The organism is Streptomyces olivochromogenes (assembly GCF_001514115.1).
GTDB lineage: Bacteria > Actinomycetota > Actinomycetes > Streptomycetales > Streptomycetaceae > Streptomyces > Streptomyces olivochromogenes.
Map to the genome: position 1 here is coordinate 239,262 of NZ_KQ948468.1, position 20,350 is coordinate 259,611.

Genomic DNA, 20,350 nt, shown 5'->3' on the forward strand with positions numbered 1-20,350 from the left:
GACTCAGACGTAACCGCATACGGACCGACTCAGACGTAACCGCATACGGACCGACTCAGACGTAACCGCATACGGACCGACTCACACGTACCCGCGTACGGGCGCCGGTCCGACGGCGGAGGCGACGGCGTCCGCCAGCGGCTCGATGTCGTCCTGGGTCAGAGTCGAGACGGTGATCCGTATCCCGGGCGGCGCGCTCATCCGGAAGCGCGCCCCGGGCGCGACCGCCCAGCCGGCGTGCAGCAACCGCGCGACCGCTCCCGTCTCGTCCGGGACGGGGATCCACACGTTCATCCCGCTGCGCCCGTACGCCTCGACGCCACGCCGCTTCAGAGCGTCGATCAGCGCGTCCCGGCGCCGCCCGTACGCCGCCGCCACGGCCGTGACGTCCACCGCGCCGTTCGCCCACAGGTGCGCGACCGCCCGTTGCAGCAGATGGCTCACCCAGCCGGGCCCCAGCCGCTGCCGCCCGTGCACCCGGTCCATGGTGACGGGGTCCCCGGTGAGGACGGCCAGCCGCAGGTCGGGGCCGTAGGCCTTGGCGACGGAGCGTACGAAGACCCAGTTGCGGCTCACCCCGGCCAGCGGGTGCAGCGGCAGGTCGACGATCCGATGCCCGTGGTCGTCCTCGACGAGCAGGACGTCCGGGTGTTCCTTCAGCACGGAACGCAGGGCACGCGCCCGTGCGGCGCCCACCGCGGCGCCGGTCGGGTTCTGCGCCCGGTCCGTGACGATCAGCGCGCGGGCACCGGCCTCCAGGGCATGGCGTACGTCGTCGGGGACCGGGCCCTCGTCGTCGACGCGTACCGCGACCGTGCGCAGCCCGAGCGCCGGGGCGAGGTCGAACACGCTGCCCCAGCCGGGATCCTCGACGGCGACGGCGTCCCCGGGCTTGAGATGAGCCGCCAGCACGCGCTCGATGGCGTCGAGCGATCCGGAGGTGACGACGACGGGCCCGTCGGGCACACCGTCCGCGTCGAGGTCGGCGCGCGCGAGTCGCTCCAGCTCCGCCTCGACGGCGGCCTCCCCGTACATCACGGGATCCCGGTCCGACCGTCCGGCCGCTGCCGCGAACGCCTCGGCGAGGGAGGGCAGCAGTGCCGGGTCGGGGTTGCCGTCGGCCACGTTCCGCACGCCCTCCGGCACCTCGACCCGGATGTAGTCGCGTCCCGTCGTGGCGGGCTTCGAGCGGATCCGGCTGCCCCGCCGCCCCGCGGTCTCGATCACCCCGCGTTCACGCAGGGTGCGATAGGCGGCGGCGACGGTGTTGGGATTCACCCCGAGCCGCTCCGCCAACTCCCGCATCGGCGGCAGCAGTTGCCCCGGTTCGAGGTCCCCGCTGCCCACCGCACGCTCGACGCTCGCGGAAATGTCCGCTGCGCGACGCCCTTCGATCCGATACTCTTCTAGCACAAAGAAGATTATGCACTAGTGCAATGGAGAACGCAATGTCGGAGACGAGCACTCAGCCCGGGACGACGCGGCCCGCCGCCTACACCCCGACCGATCGCACCGTCCCCACCCGTTCCAAGGAGCGCGCCGCGTACGACCACGAGCTGGTCCACGCGATACTCGACGAGGGGTACGTCTGCCACCTCGGCTTCGTCCGGGACGGCGCCCCGGTCGTGCTCCCCACCCTCTACGGGCGGGTCGGCGAGCGCCTCTACGTCCATGGCTCGACGGGTTCGCGCCCGCTGCGCATGACCGGTCAGGCCGACCCCGGACTGCCCGTCTGCCTGACCGTGACCCATGTCGACGCTCTGGTCCTGGCCCGCTCCGCCTTCCACCACTCGATGAACTACCGCTCCGTGGTGGTGCACGGCGTGGCCCACCAGGTGACGGACCCGGACGAGAAGCGGGAGGCCCTGAACGCGCTGGTCGACCAGGTCGTCCCGGGCCGTTCGTACGACTCACGCCCTGCCAACGCCAAGGAGCTGGCCGCCACCGCCGTGATCCGCCTCGACCTGAACGAGGTCTCCGCGAAGCTGCGCACCGGTGGCGCGAACGACGACGCGGAGGACCTCGCCCTCCCCCACTGGACCGGGATCGTCCCCCTCACCAAGGGACACGGCACCCCGATCCCCGCCGACGACCTGGCCCCCGGCATCGAGCTCCCCGACTACCTCGCGACCCTGTGACGACGGGGCAGCCGAGGCAGCCGAAGCGCCGGGTGGGGTCACCCCCCGGCGCCGCGGCCTCAGGCCTCACACCTGCCGCATCCCTCAGACGAGCGCCCGCTCCTCCTCGTGCACCCTCCGTGTGTCGCCCCGGATGCTCCGCGCCTCGGCCACCGCGAGCCCCGCGACCGAACCCAGCATCAACAGGGTGCCCGCGAGCGTCGTCATGGTCAGTCGTTCGCCGAGCAGACCGACGGCCAGCACGGCCGCGCTCACCGGCTCCAGGAGCATGATCACGGAAACGGTCGCGGACCGGACCACGGCGGCGCCCGCGAAGAACAGGGCGTAGGCCAGCGCCGTGGGGACGGCGGCGATGTAGATCAGCAGGACCAGCACATGAGCCGGTCGGGCCGTGTGCGGGACCAGTCCCTCGGCCAGGCCGAGCGGCAGCAGGCAGACGGTGGTGACGGCGAACGTCCACACCGTCGTACCGGAGCCGTCGGCGCGGCCGTCTCGTCCCCACCACCGGGTGAGCAGCGTCATCGTGGAGTATCCGGCCGCGGACACGACCGCGAGCGCGACGCCCCAGGGCCGCACCGTGGCTCCCCCGCCGCCCAGCGCCAGCACCCCGAGCCCGCCGAGCGCCCCGGCGACGGCGGCACTCCCGCCGCGCCCGAGCCGCTCCCCCAGGGTCAGTCGCGCACCCAGGGCGATGAGCACGGGTCCGGCGCCGAGGGTGACCACGGTCGCCACCGCGAGTCCGGTGGCCTCGACCGCGGCGAAGTAGGCGGTCTGGAAGACGGCGAGCCCAAGGCCCGTGACACCGATCCGCAGCGCCTTGCGGCCGAGCGGCTCCCGGGCGGCCGGTACCACCCGTCGGCGCCACCGCCGATGCCGCGGCAGGCGCACGGCGAGCAGCAGCACGAGTCCGCCCGCGCAGCGCCAGAAGGAGAGGGCGATCGGCCCCATGTCACTGGTCCGGTAGACCAGTGACGCGGCCGCGCCCGCGGTGCCCCAGGCGGCACCGGCGACGATCAGATAGAGGAGGCCTCGCCCGAGGGGCAGGCCGGAAGCAGTATGCGACACGTGTTTCTCTCCGCGGATACGCGCGGCCGCGCACAAGGCAGCCGCGCAGAAGTTCGGGAAGGACCACGTCGCAGCCCGTGCCGAGCGGGCAGGGGCGTACGGGAAGGTCCTCGGACTTCTTCTGCGGGCAGCGCCGTGCCACCCGGCACCACGCCGGGTGGGAACTCCGCGGGGCCCGCCTCAGGCGGCCGGAGGCGGCAGAACGAGCGTCGAAGGCATGATCAGCACCTTAGACGGCGGTCCCGTGGGCCGACAACTCCCTTTCGGCGCCGCTCCCGCCGCTCGCGACCGGCCCGTCCGAGGGCTTCGAGGGCGCCGACGACTGTGCGATGAACGCTCCGACCAGCACCACCGCACCGCCGACGATCTGCGGCGCCGAGAGATGCTCGCCGAGCAGGACCCAGGCGAGCACCGTCGCGATGACCGCCTCCAGGCAGGCCACGACGCCCGCGACCTGCGGGGAGAGCCTGCGCACGGAGAGCACTCCGGTGACGTAGGCGACGACGGTCGCGATCAGCACGATCCAGCCGAGCAGCAGGGAGGCGGCGACGGAGGTGCCGTTCATGTCCGCGCTGCCCCCGAGCAGCGACCAGTCCATGGTCCAGGGACGTGCGACGACCGTCAGCACGACGGTGCCGACGAGCAGGCCGTACGCGATGACGCCGAGGGGGTCCGGTGCCTCCTCGCCCGCGTCGCTGCCCTGGTCGGACAGGACGAAGTAACCGACCTGGCAGCAGGCCGCGCCCAGCGCGAGCAGCAGCCCGACGACGTCGAAGCTCAGTCCGGACCACACCTGGACGACACAGGCGAGCCCGCCGACCGCGAGGACGACCCCGAGCGCCGCGGCGCGGGTCACGGGCCGGCGCTGCACGAACCGCACCCAGCCGAGGACGAGCGCCGGCGCCAGGTACTCGACGAGCAGTGCGACACCGACGGGGATGCGGGAGATCGCGGCGAAGTAGCAGGCCTGGACGCCCGCCACGGCGAGCAGCCCGAACCCGACGAGCAGAGCGGGACGCCGCCGTACGAGAGCGCGATGGCGCACGGCCAGCGGCAGCATCACCAGCGCGGCGCCCGCGACCCGCAGCCACACCACGTGGAGCGGGTCGAGCCCTGCCTCGATCAGCGGCTTCGCCGCGACACCCGATCCGCCGAAGGCGACCGCCGACGCGAGCGCGAGGCCCAGCCCGACGCCCTTCCCACGGTTGTCCGGACTGCCCTGAGAGGTATGCACCGGCACATGATGACAGGCGAAGACATGAGCGTCACCCCCAATGGCACCTGTCTCAATGACTGGACTGGCAGCCCGGGTCACCACCGCCGACGTACGTCTCGAAGTCGAGGCGGAACTCGCACGCGAACTCGTCCTCGACGTCGAAGGCGTTCTCGATGCGCAGAAGCAGCGTCTGGGCGTCCACGCCGGCCCGCCGCAGGACCTCGACGGCCCGCGACTGCGGATCGGTGACGATCGAGGCGAGCAGATCGAGACAGCGGGCCCGTTCGTCACCTCGTCGTTCGGCACGCTCGCACGCGCTCTCCATGGCTCCGGCCGCCACCGGCGACCAGCCCGCCTCGGCCGCGACCCGCGACCAGTCCGCCTTGGCGACGACCGGAACCGCCCCCGAGTCCTCGACGCCGCGCTGCCAGCGCAGTCCGTAGCCGATGCTGCGCTGCACGAGATAGCCGAGCAGCCGGGCGACCTGCGGGGCGCCGTCGAAGACGGCGCGCACCTGGGGGTCGGCCTCCAGCAGTGAGTGCAGCAGATGGGCGGTGTCGATCTGCCGGTCGCCGTCCCGCAGCGCCCGCCTGCGTGCGCCGGAGACCACCGACGCCAGCTCGGCACCGAGCCTGGCATCGAGTTCCGTGCGGTGGGAGCCGCTCTCGGCGGCCGGTTGCTGGGGGATACGCGGTGGCACAACCCCTACCCCATCAGTCCCGGCGACCCGGGTCATCCTCGGTGGGCAGCATCTTCACGTCCCACACAGGGTGGGCTTCCGCGAGTGCGTTCTCCTCCCTACGGATGACTTCGCACCGTTTCTCCCCCAGGTTCTCCCCCCAGGGCGCGCGCCGCCTTGCTTCGCGCCCCGTGCGCAACCGCTCCGCTTCGGCTCTCGTCCCTCAGTGGCATGGAGAGCAGGTGCTGGCTGGTGACTCTCCCCGCGGTCGACGGCAGGCAGTACGTGTACCGGGTCTATGCCCCCGAGGATGCGCCGCTCGCCGACCTGTTCTGGGAAGCGTGGCACTGCCACGACGAGGGGCCCTTCCCGCGCGCGTGGGACCTGTTCGACGCGGCGGTGATACGCCAGGTGGGCTGAGTTCACAATTCCTGACGGTTCATCAGTATTGAATGTTCCGAGGGCTGCGGCTACGTTCCGCGACACCGTAGCTGCGCCGTGCGCAGCGCCTGACACGAAGGGGTGGTCGCATGGCCGAAGTCAGCGCGGAAGCACGCATCGAGGCGCCTACCGAGAAGGTCTGGGCGCAGCTCACGGACTTCTCCTCGTACGGCGAGTGGAACTCGACCCACACCAGCTTCCCCAAGGGCGGCCCCGCCTCACTCGAGGTCGGCGGCACCTTCCAGGAGAACATGAAGCTCATGGGGTTCCCGGCCGAGGTCGAGTGGACCATCGAGGAACTGGAGCCCGCCCGCACCCTGGCCATCCGCGGCAAGGGTCCGATGGCGGTGACCGTCGCCACCCGCTACACCCTGACCCCCGACGGCGACGCCACCTCGGTGCGGATCGACGGGGAGTTCACCGGCGCGGCCGTCTCGCTGATGGCGGGCAAGCTCAAGGACTCGGCGACGGCCGCTCTCAACGAATCGCTGCGCAAGCTGGCCGGACTGGTGACCTGAGTCCCCCACCTGGCCGGGGACCCGCGCCCAGCCCCCGTACATGGACAGGCGCCCCGCGGAAACACTTCCACGGGGCGCCGTCGGATACCACAGCATGCCCGTCAGTCCTCGTCGGCGAGGATCAGGTACAGCTTCTTGCGGGCTTCGTTGATGACCGCCAGCGCCTTGTCGCGCTGGTCCTTGCTGCCGGTCTTCCAGACCTGGCCGAAGGCCTCCATGAGACCGAAGCCGGCCTGCCGGATCTCGTGCAGCGTCTCCCAGTCGACCCCGCGCCCGGCCTCTTCCCACGGCGCCTCGGGGCCCGCCTCGGCCGCTTCGCGGCCTTCGTCGGTGAGCGAGAACAGCTTCTTGCCGCCCTCGGCCGCGCTGGCGATGAGGCCCTCGTCCTCCAGCAACTGGAGGGTCGGGTAGACCGAACCCGGGCTGGGCTTCCATGCCCCGCCGCTACGCTCGGCGATCTCCTGGATCATCTCGTAGCCGTGCATGGGCCGGTCCTTGAGAAGGGCCAGGATCGACGCACGCACGTCACCGCGCCGCGCCCTGCCACCCGGACCGCCCCGGCCGCCGCGCCGGCCACCCCAGGGGCCCGGCCCGAAGCCGAACCCGGGGCCGCCGGGGCCACCGCCCGGACCACCCGGCCCGAAGGGCCCGAAAGCCCCGCGCCGCCCTTCGAAGCGGCCACGGTCACGCGGACCGGGGCCACCGTGTCGGCCATGTCCACGTTCGAATCCAAATTCCTGTCCTTGGGGACGCATCGCCCTCACTCCATTCGTTCGTTGATCGGTCGCGATGCGTCAACGATATATCGGAATAGCTCGCCTGACAAGGCTCGGGAGTCCGGGCAGGTCAGGGGGCCGGACGGCCACGATCGGTCCAGCTCCACGGAATTGGCCTTGTCCCGCGGTCCACGCGGGCCGCTAGCGTCGGGGCATGCGGATTCGAATCGTCGACGCCTTCACCGACCGTCCCTTCACGGGCAACCCGGCCGGGGTCCTCCTTCTCGACCACGACACCTTCCCCGAGGACAGCCGGCTCCAGAGCGTCGCCCTGGAGGTCAACCACGCGGAGACGGCGTTCGCGCACCGCCTCCCCGAGGGCGGCGACGCCGACTGGGCGCTGCGCTGGTTCACCCCCGTCGCCGAAGTCGCGATGTGCGGGCACGCGACCCTCGCCACCGCACACGTCCTGCGCACCACGGGCGCCCACACGGGACCGGTGCGGTTCGCCACGCTCAGCGGCGTACTCGTCGCCACGCCCCACGAGGACGGTTCCCTGACGCTGGACTTCCCCACCGCTCCGCTCACCCCGGTCGAGGTCCCGGACGGCGTCGCCGAGGCCCTGGGCGCCGAGCCGCTCACGACCTTCGACACCGGCCCGAACACCGGCGACCTGCTGATCGAGGTCGCCGACGAGAAGACGGTCCGGGGACTCACCCCCGATCACAGCGCCCTCGCCCGGTACTCCGAGCGCGGCATCATCGCGACCGCCCGCGCCGAAGACCCCTCCCAGGGCTACGACTTCGTCTCGCGCTGCTTCTTCCCGAACATCGGCATCGACGAGGACCCGGTCACCGGCAGCGCCCACACCGCCCTCGCGCCCTACTGGTCCGAGCGCCTCGGCCGCCCCGGCCTCACCGGCCTGCAGGCCTCCCCGCGCTCCGGCCTCGTCCGCACCGAGCTGCGCGGCGACCGTACGCTCCTCACCGGCCACGCGGTCACGGTCATCGAAGGCGAGCTCCTCACGTAGCGGCGCACGAAAAAAGCCGTACAAAAAAGGGGCGTACGAGACCTTCGTACGCCCCTTTCGGACCCGCTCACGCCGCTGCTCAGGCGGTCGGCAGCCAGCCCACCTTCCCCGCCAGCAGCGCGTATCCCACGAACGCCCCGATGTCGAGCAGCGAGTGCGCCACCACGAGCGGTCCGACCCGGCCCCACCGCCGGTACAGGTAGACGAAGACCACGCCCATCGCCATGTTCCCGATGAAGCCGCCGATGCCCTGATAGAGGTGGTACGAGCCGCGCAGCACCGCGCTCGCCACCAGCGCGGTCCCCGGCGTCCAGCCCAGCTGCCCGAGCCGGCGCAGCAGGTACCCGACGACGATGACCTCCTCCAGTACGGCGTTCTGCACGGCCGACAGGATCAGGACCGGGTACTTCCACCACACGTCGGGCAGCGCTTCCGGCACCACGGTCAGGTTGGCGCCGAACCCCCGGGCCGCCAGGTAGAAGGCGATGCCCGTGCTACCGATCACCGCCGCGATCGCGGCCCCCCGCCCGAGGTCGGGCCAGGGCCGCGTACGGTCGAACCCGATCACACGCAGTCCCTTGCCCTCCCTCATCAGGAAGTGCGCGACCAGGGCGACCGGGACCAGGGCCGACGCGATGCCGAACAGCTGCCAGGCCAGATCGAGCCAGGGGCGACCCGGCGCGGCCGAAGCGTTGAGGGTGGCCGCCTGGTCCTTGAGACCCCCCGGTTTGGTGACCGACCCGACAAAGCTGATCAGCGCGGACACTCCGCTCGCCCCGAGCGACAGGCCCAGGACGAGCAAAGTCTCGTCCCGGAAAATCCGTCGCGTCAGCCGCTCCTCGGGAAAGGAATCGGCCACCGACCCCGCCTCCACCTGCACTCCCGCCTCCAGTTGAGTAATCCCGCCGCATCCCCATCTTCGCCCCGCTAGGGTCTCGAAAGAAGTTGCGAAGATCGTGCGCGACAGGCCGTCGGGTGGACGGACGCCGTACCGGCGTACCTCCCCCTCGCCTTCTGCCTCACAGCCGTTTCTACGGCTTTCTCGCGACTCCGGCTCATCCAGGGAGGGCACCACCGTCATGGGACGTCACAGCTTGCCCGATGCGTACGGGGCGGGCGCGGCCGACCCCCGTCCACGCGCACGCCGCCGTACGGTGGCCATCGCGACGGTGTTGGTGCTCACGGTCGCCGCGGGCACGGCGGTCGCGGTCCGCGGTGGTCTGCTCTCCTTCGGCTCGTCCTGCCGGGACAACGCCGTACCCCTCAAGATCGCCGCGTCCCCGGACATGGCGCCCGCCCTCAGGGCCGTCGCCGAACACGCCCGCGACCACAACATCACCTCCGACGGCCACTGCATCGCCGTGACCGTGACGGCCCGCGAGTCGTACAAGGTCGCCGAGGCATTGAGGTCGGACAACAAGTCCGACGTACAGGCGTGGGTGCCGGACTCCGCCCTGTGGGTGGACCGGGTCAGTGGTGAGAGCAACGCGACCCGGGTGACCGCGGCGGGCAGCGTCGCCTCCTCGCCGGTCGGCGTCGCGATGGTCCCGTCGGCCGCGAAGTCGCTGGGGTGGCCCGAGAAGACCTACACATGGACCGAGTTGGCGGGCGCCGCGCTGCGGGACGACCGGCTGAGGCTCGGTGCGGCCGACCCGGTGCGCAGCGCGGCCGGCCTGCTCGCGCTGACCCAGCTCGATACCGCCGCGGCCACCATCAAGGGAGGTGACACCCAGGCGGCGGCCATGGCGAAGACGCTCTCCCAGCGCACGTCCGACAGCGACAGCCAGGCCCTGGACACCCTGCCCCGCGACTCCTCCGGCCCCGAGCAGGGCAATCCGCAGCGCAACCAGGCGCTGATCCTCTCCGAGCAGTCGGCGTTCGCGTACAACTCCTCGGCCCGCGGCGGCGCCGGACTCGACCTCTTCTATCCCAAGGACGGGTCACCGCGGCTCGACTACCCGTTCACCCTGGTCGACGAGTCACGGCTGAACACCGACACGAGCCGTGCCGCCCTTCGGTTCATGACGCTGCTCGGCGAGTCGGACGGGCAGCGGATCCTGGAGCGGTACGGGTTCCGCACGGACGACGAGAAGGTATCGCCCGCGCTGGTCACCAAGGCCGGGGGTCGCGCCCCGCAGCCGTTCGCTCATGCCGCGCTCGAACCCACCCCGGCGAAGGCGGTCGACGAGGCACTCGGCACGTGGACGATCACCGTGCAGAGCGCCCGGATCACCACGGTCGTCGACGCCTCCGCGTCCATGGCGCAGCCGGTGCCGGGCACCGGCCAGTCCCGTATGGACGTCACCAGGGCGTCTCTGCTGCAGGCCCTCGCGACCTTCACCTCGCAGGACGAGGTCGGGCTGTGGAAGTTCTCCACCCGCCTGGACGGCGACCGCGACTACCGGGTGCTCGTGCCCACGGAACGCCTGGGCGACCGCAAGGGCAACGGCACCCAGCGGGACAGGCTGTCGGCGGCGTTCAGCTCCCTGTCTCCCGTCCCGAACGGCGCGACGGGCCTGTACGACACCACGCTCGCCGCGTACAAGGCGGCCACCTCCTCCTATGTCAAGGGGAAGTTCAACGCGCTGGTGCTGCTGACCGACGGCGTCAACCAGGACCCGGGAAGCATCTCGCGCTCCGCCCTCGTCACCCAACTGCGGAAGCTCGCCGACCCACAGCGCCCGGTGCCGCTCATCGCCATCGCCGTGGGCCCGGACGCCGACAAGGCGGAGGTCCAGGAGATCGCCAAGGCGACCGGCGGCTCCGGCCAGCAGGTCAACGACCCCGCGCAGATCCACTCGGTGATCCTCAGGGCGATCGTGGCGGCGGGCAACCAGAGCCAAGGCTGACACCCCGAGAAAAGCCACCACCACAGCCCACCCGGGCAGCGACACACGCCACCCGGCCCGGGGCGCAGCGTCACACCCCGCCGGACCCGGCGCACCGACGCAGGCGGCCCCGCCCGGGCCACCAAAACAGCCCACCCGACCCAGGGACACTCCCCGGGGCCATCCCGGCCCAGGAACCCCCACACAGGCCATCCGCCCCGACCACGGCCCGGCGACCATGTCACCAGCGGCCTGGCCGGGGACCACCACTCGGGCCGCACTCCGCCCCCTGAACACCCACCACGAGCAGCCCACCACGAGCGGCCCATCCCCAGAGACACCGCCGCAGGCAGACCGCCCCGATCAGCCCAGCGGTACCGGCTCCGGCAGGCCCACCGGCCAGGTGTGCACGGGCTCACCGAGGTGCATCAGCTCGCCGTAGCGCCGGGTGGTCGCGGCGAGCGCGGCATCCCTCGCGAGGCCCTTCTCCAGCGCCTGGTGGAAGGTGGCAGCCTGCCAGGTAGCCCCGTTGGCACGCAGCCGGCACCGGTCCTCGATCACCCCCAGGTAGTAGTCCCGGTCGGCCGGCTCGACGCCCCACGCGTCCAGCCCCGCCGCGGCGAGCGGCAGCAGCTCGTCACGGACCAGGTGCACGGCCTCGACCTGCGCGGTGGTCCCCCCGTACCGTCCCCGCCGCGGCCACTCCAGACGCGCGTCGATGCCATGGCGGCAGGCCGCGTCGAAGTTGGCCGCCGCGGACTCGAACGACAGCCGTGTCCACACGGGCCGCGCCTCCTCGGCGAGCGCACGCACGACCCCGTAGTAGAACGCCGCGTTGGCGACGACATCGGCGACGGTGGGACCGGCGGGCAGCACCCGGTTCTCGACGCGCAGGTGCGGGACTCCGTCGGCGACGTCGTACACGGGCCGGTTCCAGCGGTAGACCGTACCGTTGTGCAGCACGAGCTCGGCGAGCCTGGGAATGCCTCCGGCGTCGAGGACCGCGAGCGGGTCCTCCTCGTCGCTGATGGGCAGCAGAGGCGGGAAGAAGCGCAGGTTCTCCTCGAAGAGGTCGTACGCCGAGGAGATCCACCGCTCGCCGAACCAGGTGCGCGGACGCACCCCCTGCGCCTGGAGCTCGGGCGGGCGGGTGTCGGTGGACTGCTGGAACAGCGGCGGCCGCGACTCGCGCCACAGCTCACGGCCGAACAGGAAGGGCGAGTTGGCACCGATCGCGACCTGCACGGCGGCAACGGCCTGCGCCGCGTTCCACACGTCCGCGAAGCGCGCCGGAGTGACCTGGAGGTGCAACTGCACGGAGGTGCAGGCGGCCTCGGGCGCGATGGACTTCGACGTACAGACGAGGCGCTCCACGCCGTCGATGTCGAGCACGAAGTCCTCGCCACGGGCGGCCACGATCTGATCGTTGAGCAGGGTGTAGCGATCGACGTCCGACAGGTTCGAGGAGACCAGGTCGTCACGGTCGAGCGTCGGCAGAATCCCGATCATCATGATTCCCGCGTCGAGTTCGCCGGCCTTTCGATGGGCATATGCGAGCGAGGTGTGCAGCTCCTCGGCGAGCCGGTCGAATACCCGGCCGTCCAATCGGTGTGGGGCTATGTTGACTTCCAGGTTGAACATGGCAAGTTCTGTTTGAAAATCTCGGCTCGCAATCCTTTCGAGTACTTGCGCATTCATCATCCTGGGCATGCCGTCGGGTCCGGCGAGATTCAGTTCGATCTCCAGACCCATGAGATTCTTCGGGCGATCGAACCGCTTCTCCTCCAGCAGCCGCGCCAGCCCCGTCAGACACTGCCGGAGCTTGCCTCGGTAGTGCTGACGATCGGACAGGTCGTACGACCCCGCCACGACCTTCTCTCCCATCGAAGCGTCCCTCCTCGAATGGGCAGGCCGATCCTCCGGCCCCTGCCGTCCCGGAGGATGATGCCCAGGCAACACGATCGATAACGCCCTGTACGGCCTCGTCGACCGCTACCCTGGTACCCGTTGTCCGGAGGCACATTCACGGGGCATGAACCAGAGCGCGGTTTCAGCCTGACATGATCTCGTGAAAAACGCCGACGAGAATCGGCCGACCGCTCCGGCAAAGCAATCCGAGGTCACCGACGGGCCCCGACACAGAATCGGGATGAACCTCTCTTTTCGTCGACCGAATATCGCCTTGCTCTTCATATTCAGGACGGCTAGACGAAACACCATCTGAACACGTGTCGTATAAACTCCGCAAACGAGGCGGAGAGTTGGCGCTCGCGGTCCCAGGTCCTGTCGTCGAGGTGACATGCGGCAGGCGACATCCTGTCGGCAGATCCAGACCCCTCGCTCCTCCGACCCCGAGAGCTGACAGCGCCGTCCGCCCCCGCCCTCGCGCCACTGTGCCTGTCGAATGAGAGGCGACCCACCATGCCGCTGCATGTCCCCCCGGCTCCCTCGCCCGCCCTGCGCACCGTCCTCACGGCACTCGGTTCCCCCACCGCAGTCCGCGAGGCCCGCACCCCGTCCCTACGCATGGCCCAGGGACCCGTCACCCCCGAACTCCCTTTGCCCGTACACGTTCTGGACCGCATCTCACCGGCCGGCGCCTCCACCACCCGGCTCGCCGGATGGCGCTTCCTGATCCGCTGCGGCGAACGGTCGGTGGCCGCGGCCGACACCATGCTCACTCCCGACGGCTGGGCCTTCTCGCACTTCTTCGAAGGCCCCTACATCGCCTCCACCGAGCGCGCCCTGCGTCACGCCGAGAACATGAGCCAGCCGTACCAGCCTCGGCTGCTGTCCGTTCCCGAGCTCTACATGCTCACCCTCTGGCTGCACGGCGACTGCGCCGCGGACGGCGCCACCGGGCACCCGGCCGCCACCGATCTCCTGGTGCCGCTGGCACCCGCGCCGCCCGGTATCGCCGCGCATCGCCCGCACCGCGTCGCCGAACTCCTCCCGGTCCTCACGCACCGGCTCACCTCCGCCCCACTGCTGAGCTCACCCGCGTAGTCACTCCCCCGGAGAAGCACACCAGGCGCATCGCCCCGTGCCCCGCTACCGTTGTCCCGGTCGCGGGGCACGCTGCCGCCCGAACCCGTCCGCTCGTTCGGGCCCCACAGTGCTCGTACGAGGGAGAACGCCCCCTCCACCCCGACCGGACTAGCCCCATCCGGCCACCGCGAACCCCCCGAAGGGACCGTGCAGTTGGACTGAACCGTCCGCACGGGTGACGCGTCTCCAACCTGTGAGGAGCGCTGCTGCCAAATCCCTGCGGATTGACGCCCGTAGGGCAACACTGGGTTCCACACACACGCCACCGGGGGGGCGGCCATGAGCACTTCAAGCCGCGGGAAAGACACCACAGCCACCACTCATCTCTCATCCCAGCGAAAGATCCCATCCATGTGCCAGCACCAGCCACCGTGTCCGACAGCCGAATCAGCCGACCGGGAGTCCGCCCGCCTCGTGGCGCACCACCCGGAGCAGGGATGGAGCCTGCTGTGCAACGGCGTGCTGCTCTTCGAGGACACCGGTGAGCTCCTGCCCGACGGCCAGATCATCGCCCCGCACCGCCCCCAGGGCAGCGAGCACGTGATGACGGCCGCCTGAGCCGCACAACCGGGTGGCGGTGACCGTCACCCAGACATGGAGAGGGGCCGGCCCGGAGACGTGATCTCCGAACCGGCCCCGACGCGTATCCGAGGGTGACTACTCTTCGTAAGCGTCCAGCGGCGGGCAGGAACAGACCAGGTTCCGGTCGCCGTACGCCTGGTCGATGCGGCGCACCGGCGGCCAGTACTTGTCCGCGGCCGAGACACCGGCCGGGAAGACCGCCTCCTCGCGGGTGTACGCGTGCTCCCACTCGCCGCCGAGCGCGGCGGCGGTGTGCGGCGCGTTCCGCAGCGGGTTGTCCTCCGCCGCCCAGACGCCCGAACCGACCTTGTCGATCTCCGCACGAATGGCGATCATCGCGTCGCAGAACCGGTCGAGCTCGATCAGGTCCTCGGACTCGGTGGGCTCGATCATCAGCGTGCCGGCCACCGGGAAGGACATCGTCGGCGCGTGGAAGCCGTAGTCGATGAGCCGCTTGGCGATGTCGTCGACGCTGACGCCGGTCGCCTTGGTCAGCGGACGCAGATCGATGATGCACTCGTGCGCGACGAGCCCGCCGGGGCCGGTGTAGAGCACCGGGAAGTGCGGCTCCAGGCGCTTGGCGATGTAGTTCGCGGACAGCACCGCCACCTGCGTGGCCCGCTTGAGGCCCTCACCGCCCATGAGACGGACGTACGCCCAGGAGATGGGCAGAATGCCCGCCGAGCCCCAGGGAGCGGCGGAGATCGGCCCCACGCCGGTCTCGGGACCGGCCGCGGGCTGCAGCGGGTGGTTCGGCAGGTACGGCGCCAGGTGCGCGCGTACGCCGACCGGGCCCACGCCCGGACCGCCGCCGCCGTGCGGGATGCAGAACGTCTTGTGCAGGTTCAGGTGGGAGACGTCACCGCCGAAGTGGCCCGGCTTGGCGAGGCCCACCAGCGCGTTGAGGTTGGCGCCGTCGACGTACACCTGCCCGCCCGCCTCGTGCACCTGCGCGCAGATGTCGGCGACGTGCTCCTCGAACACACCGTGCGTCGAGGGGTACGTGATCATCAGCACCGCGAGCTCGTCGCGGTGCCGCTCGATCTTCGCGCGCAGGTCCTCGACGTCGATCTCGCCGTCCTCGGCGGTCTTCACGACGACGACCTTCATGCCGGCCATCACGGCGCTCGCGGCGTTCGTGCCGTGCGCGGAGGACGGGATCAGGCAGACCGTGCGCTGGTCGTCTCCGTTGGCCCGGTGGTAGCCGCGTACGGCCAGCAGCCCGGCCAGCTCGCCCTGGGAGCCCGCGTTCGGCTGGAGCGACACCTTGTCGTACCCGGTGACCTCGGCGAGCCGCTCCTCCAGCTCCTGGATGAGGGTGAGATAGCCCTGCGCCTGCTCGGCGGGCACGAAGGGGTGCAGCTGGCCGAACTCGGGCCAGGTGACCGGCTCCATCTCGGTGGTCGCGTTGAGCTTCATGGTGCAGGAGCCCAGCGGGATCATGCCGCGGTCGAGCGCGTAGTCGCGGTCGGACAGCTTGCGCAGGTAGCGCAGCATCGCGGTCTCGGAGCGGTACTGGTGGAAGACCGGGTGCGTGAGGTAGTCGTCGGTGCGCAGCAGCGCCGCGGGCAGCGTGTCCTCGGCGACGGCGTCCAGGGCCTCGATGTCACCGTCCACGCCGAACGCTGACCAGACGGCGCCCACCTGCTGGCGGGCGGTGGTCTCGTCGCAGGCGATCGACACGTGGTCGGCGTCGACGAGGTGGAGGTTGACGCCTCCGTTGCGCGCGCCCGCCACGACCTCGGCGGCCCGGCCCGGCACCCGCGCGGTCAGCGTGTCGAAGTAGGAACCGTGCACGACCTCGACCCCGCCGGCCGTCAGACCCGCGGCGAGGATCGTGGCGTACCGGTGCGTACGCCGCGCGATGGTCCGCAGGCCCTCGGGACCGTGATAGACGGCGTACATGCCGGCCATCACCGCGAGCAGCACCTGCGCCGTGCAGATGTTGCTGGTCGCCTTCTCGCGGCGGATGTGCTGCTCCCGCGTCTGCAGGGCGAGCCGGTACGCCTTGTGTCCGTCGGCGTCCACGGAGACGCCCACCAGCCGGCCGGGCAGGCTGCGCGCGAACTTCTCACGCACCGCCATGTATCCGGCGTGCGGACCGCCGAAGCCCATCGGCACGCCGAAGCGCTGGGTCGTACCGATCGCGATGTCGGCGCCGAGCTCACCGGGAGAGGCGAGCAGCGTGAGGGCGAGCAGGTCGGCGGCGACCGTGACGACCGCGCCGAGCTCGTGCGCCTGCTCGATGACGGGCTTCAGGTCGCGTACGGCACCGGAGGCGCCCGGGTACTGGATCAGCACACCGTTGATCTCACGCCCGGCGATCTCGGCCGGGATGCCCTCGCCCAGATCGGCGACGACGACCTCGACGCCGGTCGGCTCCGCGCGGGTCTCGATGACGGCGACGGTCTGCGGCAGGGTGTCCGCGTCGATCAGGAAGAGGCCGTTCTTGTTCTTGCCCATGCGCCGGGACAGCGCCATCGCCTCGGCGGCGGCGGTGCCCTCGTCGAGCAGCGAGGCGCCCGAGGTGGGCAGCCCGGTCAGCTCGGCGACGACGGTCTGGAAGTTCAGCAGCGCTTCGAGCCGCCCCTGGGAGATCTCCGGCTGGTACGGCGTGTACGCGGTGTACCAGGCCGGGTTCTCCATGACGTTGCGCAGGATCACCGGCGGCGTGAACGTCCCGTAGTAGCCGAGGCCGATCATCGAATCGAGCACCTGGTTGCGGTCCGCGAGGGAGCGCAGTTCGGCCAGTACCTCGGCCTCGGTGCGCGCGCCCGGCAGCTCCAGCGCCTCGGCGTTCTTGATGACGTCCGGCACCGCGGCGGCCGTCAGCTCGTCGAGCGAGCCGTACCCGACCTGCGCGAGCATCTTGGCCCGCGCCTCGGAATCGGGCCCGATGTGGCGCTGCTCGAAGGGGATTCCCTGTTCGAGCTCGGAGAGCGGAATGCGATGGGCGGTCATTGCGGAGGCCTCCTGGTCTGACACGACCTTCGAGGGGCACCACGGCGTGGGTGCCCCGACGGCCTCCCCCTCTGTCATCTCAACCTGAGAGCTTCACCGGCCCGCCCGCCCGCTGCGACCCGGCTTTCACCGTCGGTGAGGGCGGAGGCCTTCGACACCCGCCCTGCTTTCCAGAGTGACCTCGTCCGTGCGGTACGTGTGCCTGAGAGATTCCGGGGAGGATTTGCTCCTTCGGCGCCTCCGATGAAGTCTGGAGGACTCTCCCGCACGGGGTCAGCAGCCGCTTGCCAGCCTACCAGCGAGGACAACGCACGAGCTTTCGAGTGGCCACCATCACGAATGTGCTCTTTTGTAGTGCTTACGGATGAGTTGCTAGCGAGTGGAGGGACCGTGCAGACCGACATCGATCCGCGCAACCTGATCGGCCGCAAGGCGCTCGACCGCAACGGCGCCAAGATCGGCACGGTCGACGAGGTCTATCTCGACGACGCGACCGGCGTCCCGGAGTGGGCCGCCATACGGACGGGCCTGTTCAGCAGGGACGCCTTCGTCCCCCTGGAGCCCAGCGAAGTCGTCGAGGGCACGCTGCGTGTCCCCTTCGACCGTGCCCTGATCAAGGACGCCCCCGACTTCGGCGTGGGCCGCCACCTCTCCCCCGAACAGGAACTCCAGCTCTACCACCACTACGGCCTGGACGTGACACCCCCGCCCCCACCCCCGGACCGCGACTTCGGCCGCCTGGCAGGCACGGACGAGGGTTGACTTCCCGGACGGGACCCAGCTGACGCGCCCCGAAAGGGGCGCAGGGAACCGCGCGACCAGCCACATTCCGCCCGCGGCGCCGATCCGACTTCACCCCCCACGGCGATCGCACACGGCCTCCCTCACCAACGGCAACGGATCAGCCAACTCCAACGCAACATCATCCGTACGAAACGTCCGCACACGCCCCGGCTCGGAGTAAGGCGTCTCGAACCGCACGGTCACCCTCCCGAGCCCACTCCCCTGCACCCACCCGTGCCCGTACTCCGCATGCCGCACGTCATGCCCCGCAGGCCACCGCCGCTCGGCAGGCGGCGCCTGCACGGCGGCCACTTCCTCCGCCCCCTCCTCGTCCGGATGCTCCAGCACCGCCGACTCCCCCGCGGCGGCCTCCGCCTCCGCTTGCGCCTGAGCCTGGGCCTGGGCGAACAGGTCCTCCTGCGTGTAGTCGGCGAGCCCCGAGACGCCGACCCCCAGCAGCCGCACGCCCCCGGTCGTGTCCACCGCCTCCAGAAGCCGCGCGGCAGCCTCCCGTACGACGCCGGGGTCGTCCGTCGGCCCTCGCAGCGTCTCGGACCGGGTCAGCGTCGAGAAGTCGTACCTCCGCACCTTGAGCACGATGGTCCGCCCGGACAGCCCCGCGTCCCGCAACCGCCGCACACACCGGTCGGCGAGCCGCTGCACCTCCAGGCCGACCCGCATCCGGTCGTGGATGTCCACGTCGTACGTGTCCTCCACCGACACGGACTTCGTCTCCCGCTCGGCCACCACGGGCCGCTCGTCGTGCGCCAGCGCCATCGCGTACAGCGCGTGCCCGTGCGCCTTCCCCACCAGCCGTACGAGTTCGTCCTCGCCCGCCTCGGCGATCTCGTCGACCGTGGTGATCCCGGCCCGGCGCAGATGGTCCCCGGTCGCGGGCCCGACACCCGGCAGCGTCCGTACCGACATCGGCCCCAGCAGCGCGCGCTCCGTCCCGGGTTCTATGACCACGAGACCGTCGGGCTTCGCCTGCTCCGAAGCGATCTTGGCGAGCATCTTGGACGCGGCGAGCCCCACCGAACCCGTCAGCCCCGTGACGGCCCGGATGTCCGCGCGCAGCTTCGCCCCGGCCAGGCGCGCGGAAGCCTCGTCCCAGGCCGCTTCCCCTGCCTCCAGATCGACGAACGCCTCGTCCAGGCTCAGTGGCTCCACCAGCGGCGACAGCGCCCCCAGCAGCCCCATCACCTGCTCGCTGACCTCCCGGTAGAGCGTGAAGCGGGGCACTAGATACGCGGCGTTCGGCGCCAGCCGCCGTGCCTGGGCCATGGGCATCGCCGAGTGCACCCCGAAGACCCGTGCCTCGTACGAGGCCGTCGCGACGACTCCGCGGGGTCCGAGCCCGCCCACCACGACGGCCTTCCCGCGCAGGCTCGGCTTGGCTGCCTGCTCCGCCGAGGCGAAGAAGGCATCCATGTCGAGATGCAGGATCGTAGGCGCGGTTCTCACATGTCCGATGCTGCCCTACGCCACTGACAATGCCTCTGCGGACCTCAGACGGCCCGATTGCGCCGGCGCGCCAGCTCGTCCGTCGGGTTGTGCCCGACGAGCGTCTCGCCCGTGTCCACGCGCTCCCCGTGCAACTGGGAGAGCGCGCTCTCGACGTCCCGCCACACCACGCCCACGGCGATCCCGAAGACACCCTGACCGCCCTGCAACAGGGCGTGGACCTCGTCGGGCGAGGAGCATTCGTAGACGGTCGCGCCGTCACTCATCAGGGTCATCCGCTCCAGGTCCCGGAAGCCGCGTTCCCTGAGGTGCTGGACCGTGGTGCGGATGTTCTGCAACGACACTCCCGTGTCGAGGAACCGCTTCACGATCTTCAGGACGACGACATCCCGGAAGCTGTAGAGCCGCTGGGTCCCCGACCCGTAGGCGGGCCGCACGCTCGGTTCGACCAGACCTGTCCTGGCCCAGTAGTCCAACTGCCGGTAGGTGATGCCCGCGGCGGCACACGCCGTAGGACCGCGGTAGCCGATCTCCTCGGCGGCCGCCCCACCCTCACCGGACTCACCAGACACTGCTGTCGGCCGCCGCGGAACGTGATCGGCCGCGCTGCCGTGAAGCGGGTACGGGCCGCTCTCCCCCAGACTTCGTCCGGGGGCACCCCCAGCCGTACCGTCGCCGCTGCTTCTCACGCCGACCTCCGTCCTTGACCTGCCCTCTCGACGGTAGGCAGTCACCGGGGGTGCGTCAACGATCGCCACACTCGGCACGCCGAGTGATAATCACCCTAGGAGTGGTTTCCCGTGTCCCACCGCGGGGAAAGGCTAGCCGAATGCTCTCGGAGCGGGCCGCAGCGCGCCACACGGGCCACGGGCAATTGCCGC

18 protein-coding genes and 1 riboswitch are annotated in these 20,350 nt (G+C 70.9%); of the genes, 8 read left to right on the forward strand and 10 right to left on the reverse strand.

Annotated features, from left to right (window positions below):
* Window positions 1–81 precede the first annotated feature (81 nt).
* A complete protein-coding gene (locus AQJ27_RS37825) occupies window positions 82–1,413 on the reverse strand; it encodes an aminotransferase class I/II-fold pyridoxal phosphate-dependent enzyme (RefSeq protein ID WP_067379060.1) in 1,332 nt (443 codons plus the stop codon).
* A 35-nt stretch (window positions 1,414–1,448) separates the two neighbouring features.
* Here AQJ27_RS37825 and AQJ27_RS37830 point away from each other — a divergent pair, with 35 nt between their 5' ends.
* Window positions 1,449–2,138, forward strand: a complete 690-nt coding sequence (locus AQJ27_RS37830) for a pyridoxamine 5'-phosphate oxidase family protein (RefSeq protein WP_067379062.1) — start codon at window positions 1,449–1,451, stop codon at window positions 2,136–2,138.
* 84 nt (window positions 2,139–2,222) lie between these two features.
* Here the strand turns inward: AQJ27_RS37830 and AQJ27_RS37835 are convergent, their stop codons facing one another.
* The 3 genes from AQJ27_RS37835 to AQJ27_RS37845 all read right to left on the reverse strand — a co-directional run bounded on the left by AQJ27_RS37835 (window position 2,223) and on the right by AQJ27_RS37845 (window position 5,119).
* Entirely contained in the window at window positions 2,223–3,203 is a 981-nt protein-coding gene (locus AQJ27_RS37835) for a DMT family transporter (protein WP_067379065.1), read from the reverse strand.
* A 229-nt stretch (window positions 3,204–3,432) separates the two neighbouring features.
* On the reverse strand, window positions 3,433–4,443 hold the full coding sequence (locus AQJ27_RS37840; protein ID WP_067379067.1) for an EamA family transporter: 1,011 nt from the start codon (window positions 4,441–4,443) through the stop codon (window positions 3,433–3,435).
* A gap of 46 nt (window positions 4,444–4,489) precedes the next feature.
* On the reverse strand, window positions 4,490–5,119 hold the full coding sequence (locus AQJ27_RS37845) for a Clp protease N-terminal domain-containing protein (RefSeq protein ID WP_235613707.1): 630 nt from the start codon (window positions 5,117–5,119) through the stop codon (window positions 4,490–4,492).
* Window positions 5,120–5,329: 210 nt separating this feature from the next.
* On the opposite strand from AQJ27_RS37845, the gene AQJ27_RS57540 reads away from it, so the two are divergent.
* Together AQJ27_RS57540 and AQJ27_RS37850 are read left to right on the forward strand one after the other, a co-directional pair.
* On the forward strand, window positions 5,330–5,518 hold the full coding sequence (locus tag AQJ27_RS57540; RefSeq protein WP_201264393.1) for a hypothetical protein: 189 nt from the start codon (window positions 5,330–5,332) through the stop codon (window positions 5,516–5,518).
* A 110-nt stretch (window positions 5,519–5,628) separates the two neighbouring features.
* Window positions 5,629–6,057, forward strand: a complete 429-nt coding sequence (locus AQJ27_RS37850; RefSeq protein WP_067379071.1) for a type II toxin-antitoxin system Rv0910 family toxin — start codon at window positions 5,629–5,631, stop codon at window positions 6,055–6,057.
* Window positions 6,058–6,158: 101 nt separating this feature from the next.
* Here the strand turns inward: AQJ27_RS37850 and AQJ27_RS53010 are convergent, their stop codons facing one another.
* The gene (locus AQJ27_RS53010; RefSeq protein WP_079065537.1) at window positions 6,159–6,812 is read right to left on the reverse strand and encodes a PadR family transcriptional regulator; all 654 of its coding nucleotides are present in this window, start codon (window positions 6,810–6,812) and stop codon (window positions 6,159–6,161) included.
* A gap of 175 nt (window positions 6,813–6,987) precedes the next feature.
* Here AQJ27_RS53010 and AQJ27_RS37860 point away from each other — a divergent pair, with 175 nt between their 5' ends.
* Entirely contained in the window at window positions 6,988–7,803 is an 816-nt protein-coding gene (locus AQJ27_RS37860) for a PhzF family phenazine biosynthesis protein (RefSeq protein WP_067379074.1), read from the forward strand.
* A gap of 79 nt (window positions 7,804–7,882) precedes the next feature.
* Here AQJ27_RS37860 and AQJ27_RS37865 read toward each other — a convergent pair whose 3' ends face one another.
* Window positions 7,883–8,683, reverse strand: a complete 801-nt coding sequence (locus tag AQJ27_RS37865; protein WP_067379079.1) for a CPBP family intramembrane glutamic endopeptidase — start codon at window positions 8,681–8,683, stop codon at window positions 7,883–7,885.
* 199 nt (window positions 8,684–8,882) lie between these two features.
* Between AQJ27_RS37865 and AQJ27_RS37870 the strand changes: the two genes are divergently transcribed.
* Complete coding sequence (locus AQJ27_RS37870; protein ID WP_067379081.1) at window positions 8,883–10,652, forward strand: substrate-binding and VWA domain-containing protein; 1,770 nt, start codon at window positions 8,883–8,885, stop codon at window positions 10,650–10,652.
* Window positions 10,653–10,994: 342 nt separating this feature from the next.
* On the opposite strand, the gene AQJ27_RS37875 is transcribed toward AQJ27_RS37870, so the two are convergent.
* A complete protein-coding gene (locus AQJ27_RS37875) occupies window positions 10,995–12,515 on the reverse strand; it encodes a glutamate-cysteine ligase family protein (protein WP_067379083.1) in 1,521 nt (506 codons plus the stop codon).
* Between the two features lie 537 nt (window positions 12,516–13,052).
* Here AQJ27_RS37875 and AQJ27_RS37880 point away from each other — a divergent pair.
* Together AQJ27_RS37880 and AQJ27_RS37885 are read left to right on the forward strand one after the other, a co-directional pair.
* Complete coding sequence (locus AQJ27_RS37880) at window positions 13,053–13,637, forward strand: hypothetical protein (RefSeq protein WP_067379085.1); 585 nt, start codon at window positions 13,053–13,055, stop codon at window positions 13,635–13,637.
* Window positions 13,638–14,030: 393 nt separating this feature from the next.
* The gene (locus AQJ27_RS37885; RefSeq protein ID WP_054229126.1) at window positions 14,031–14,237 is read left to right on the forward strand and encodes a DUF5999 family protein; all 207 of its coding nucleotides are present in this window, start codon (window positions 14,031–14,033) and stop codon (window positions 14,235–14,237) included.
* 99 nt (window positions 14,238–14,336) lie between these two features.
* Here AQJ27_RS37885 and gcvP read toward each other — a convergent pair whose 3' ends face one another.
* Window positions 14,337–17,222 carry an aminomethyl-transferring glycine dehydrogenase gene (gene gcvP / locus AQJ27_RS37890; RefSeq protein ID WP_067379087.1) on the reverse strand — a complete coding sequence of 962 codons (2,886 nt, stop codon included), beginning with the start codon at window positions 17,220–17,222 and terminating at the stop codon, window positions 14,337–14,339.
* A gap of 180 nt (window positions 17,223–17,402) precedes the next feature.
* Window positions 17,403–17,498: riboswitch (glycine riboswitch) on the reverse strand.
* A gap of 114 nt (window positions 17,499–17,612) precedes the next feature.
* Here gcvP and AQJ27_RS37895 point away from each other — a divergent pair.
* A complete protein-coding gene (locus tag AQJ27_RS37895; protein WP_054229128.1) occupies window positions 17,613–17,984 on the forward strand; it encodes a PRC-barrel domain-containing protein in 372 nt (123 codons plus the stop codon).
* Between the two features lie 90 nt (window positions 17,985–18,074).
* Here AQJ27_RS37895 and AQJ27_RS37900 read toward each other — a convergent pair whose 3' ends face one another.
* Window positions 18,075–19,469: a DNA polymerase IV gene (locus AQJ27_RS37900; RefSeq protein WP_067379089.1), complete on the reverse strand. Its 1,395-nt coding sequence runs from the start codon at window positions 19,467–19,469 to the stop codon at window positions 18,075–18,077.
* A 44-nt stretch (window positions 19,470–19,513) separates the two neighbouring features.
* On the reverse strand, window positions 19,514–20,158 hold the full coding sequence (locus AQJ27_RS37905) for a MerR family transcriptional regulator (protein ID WP_079065538.1): 645 nt from the start codon (window positions 20,156–20,158) through the stop codon (window positions 19,514–19,516).
* Between the last annotated feature and the right edge of the window lie 192 nt (window positions 20,159–20,350).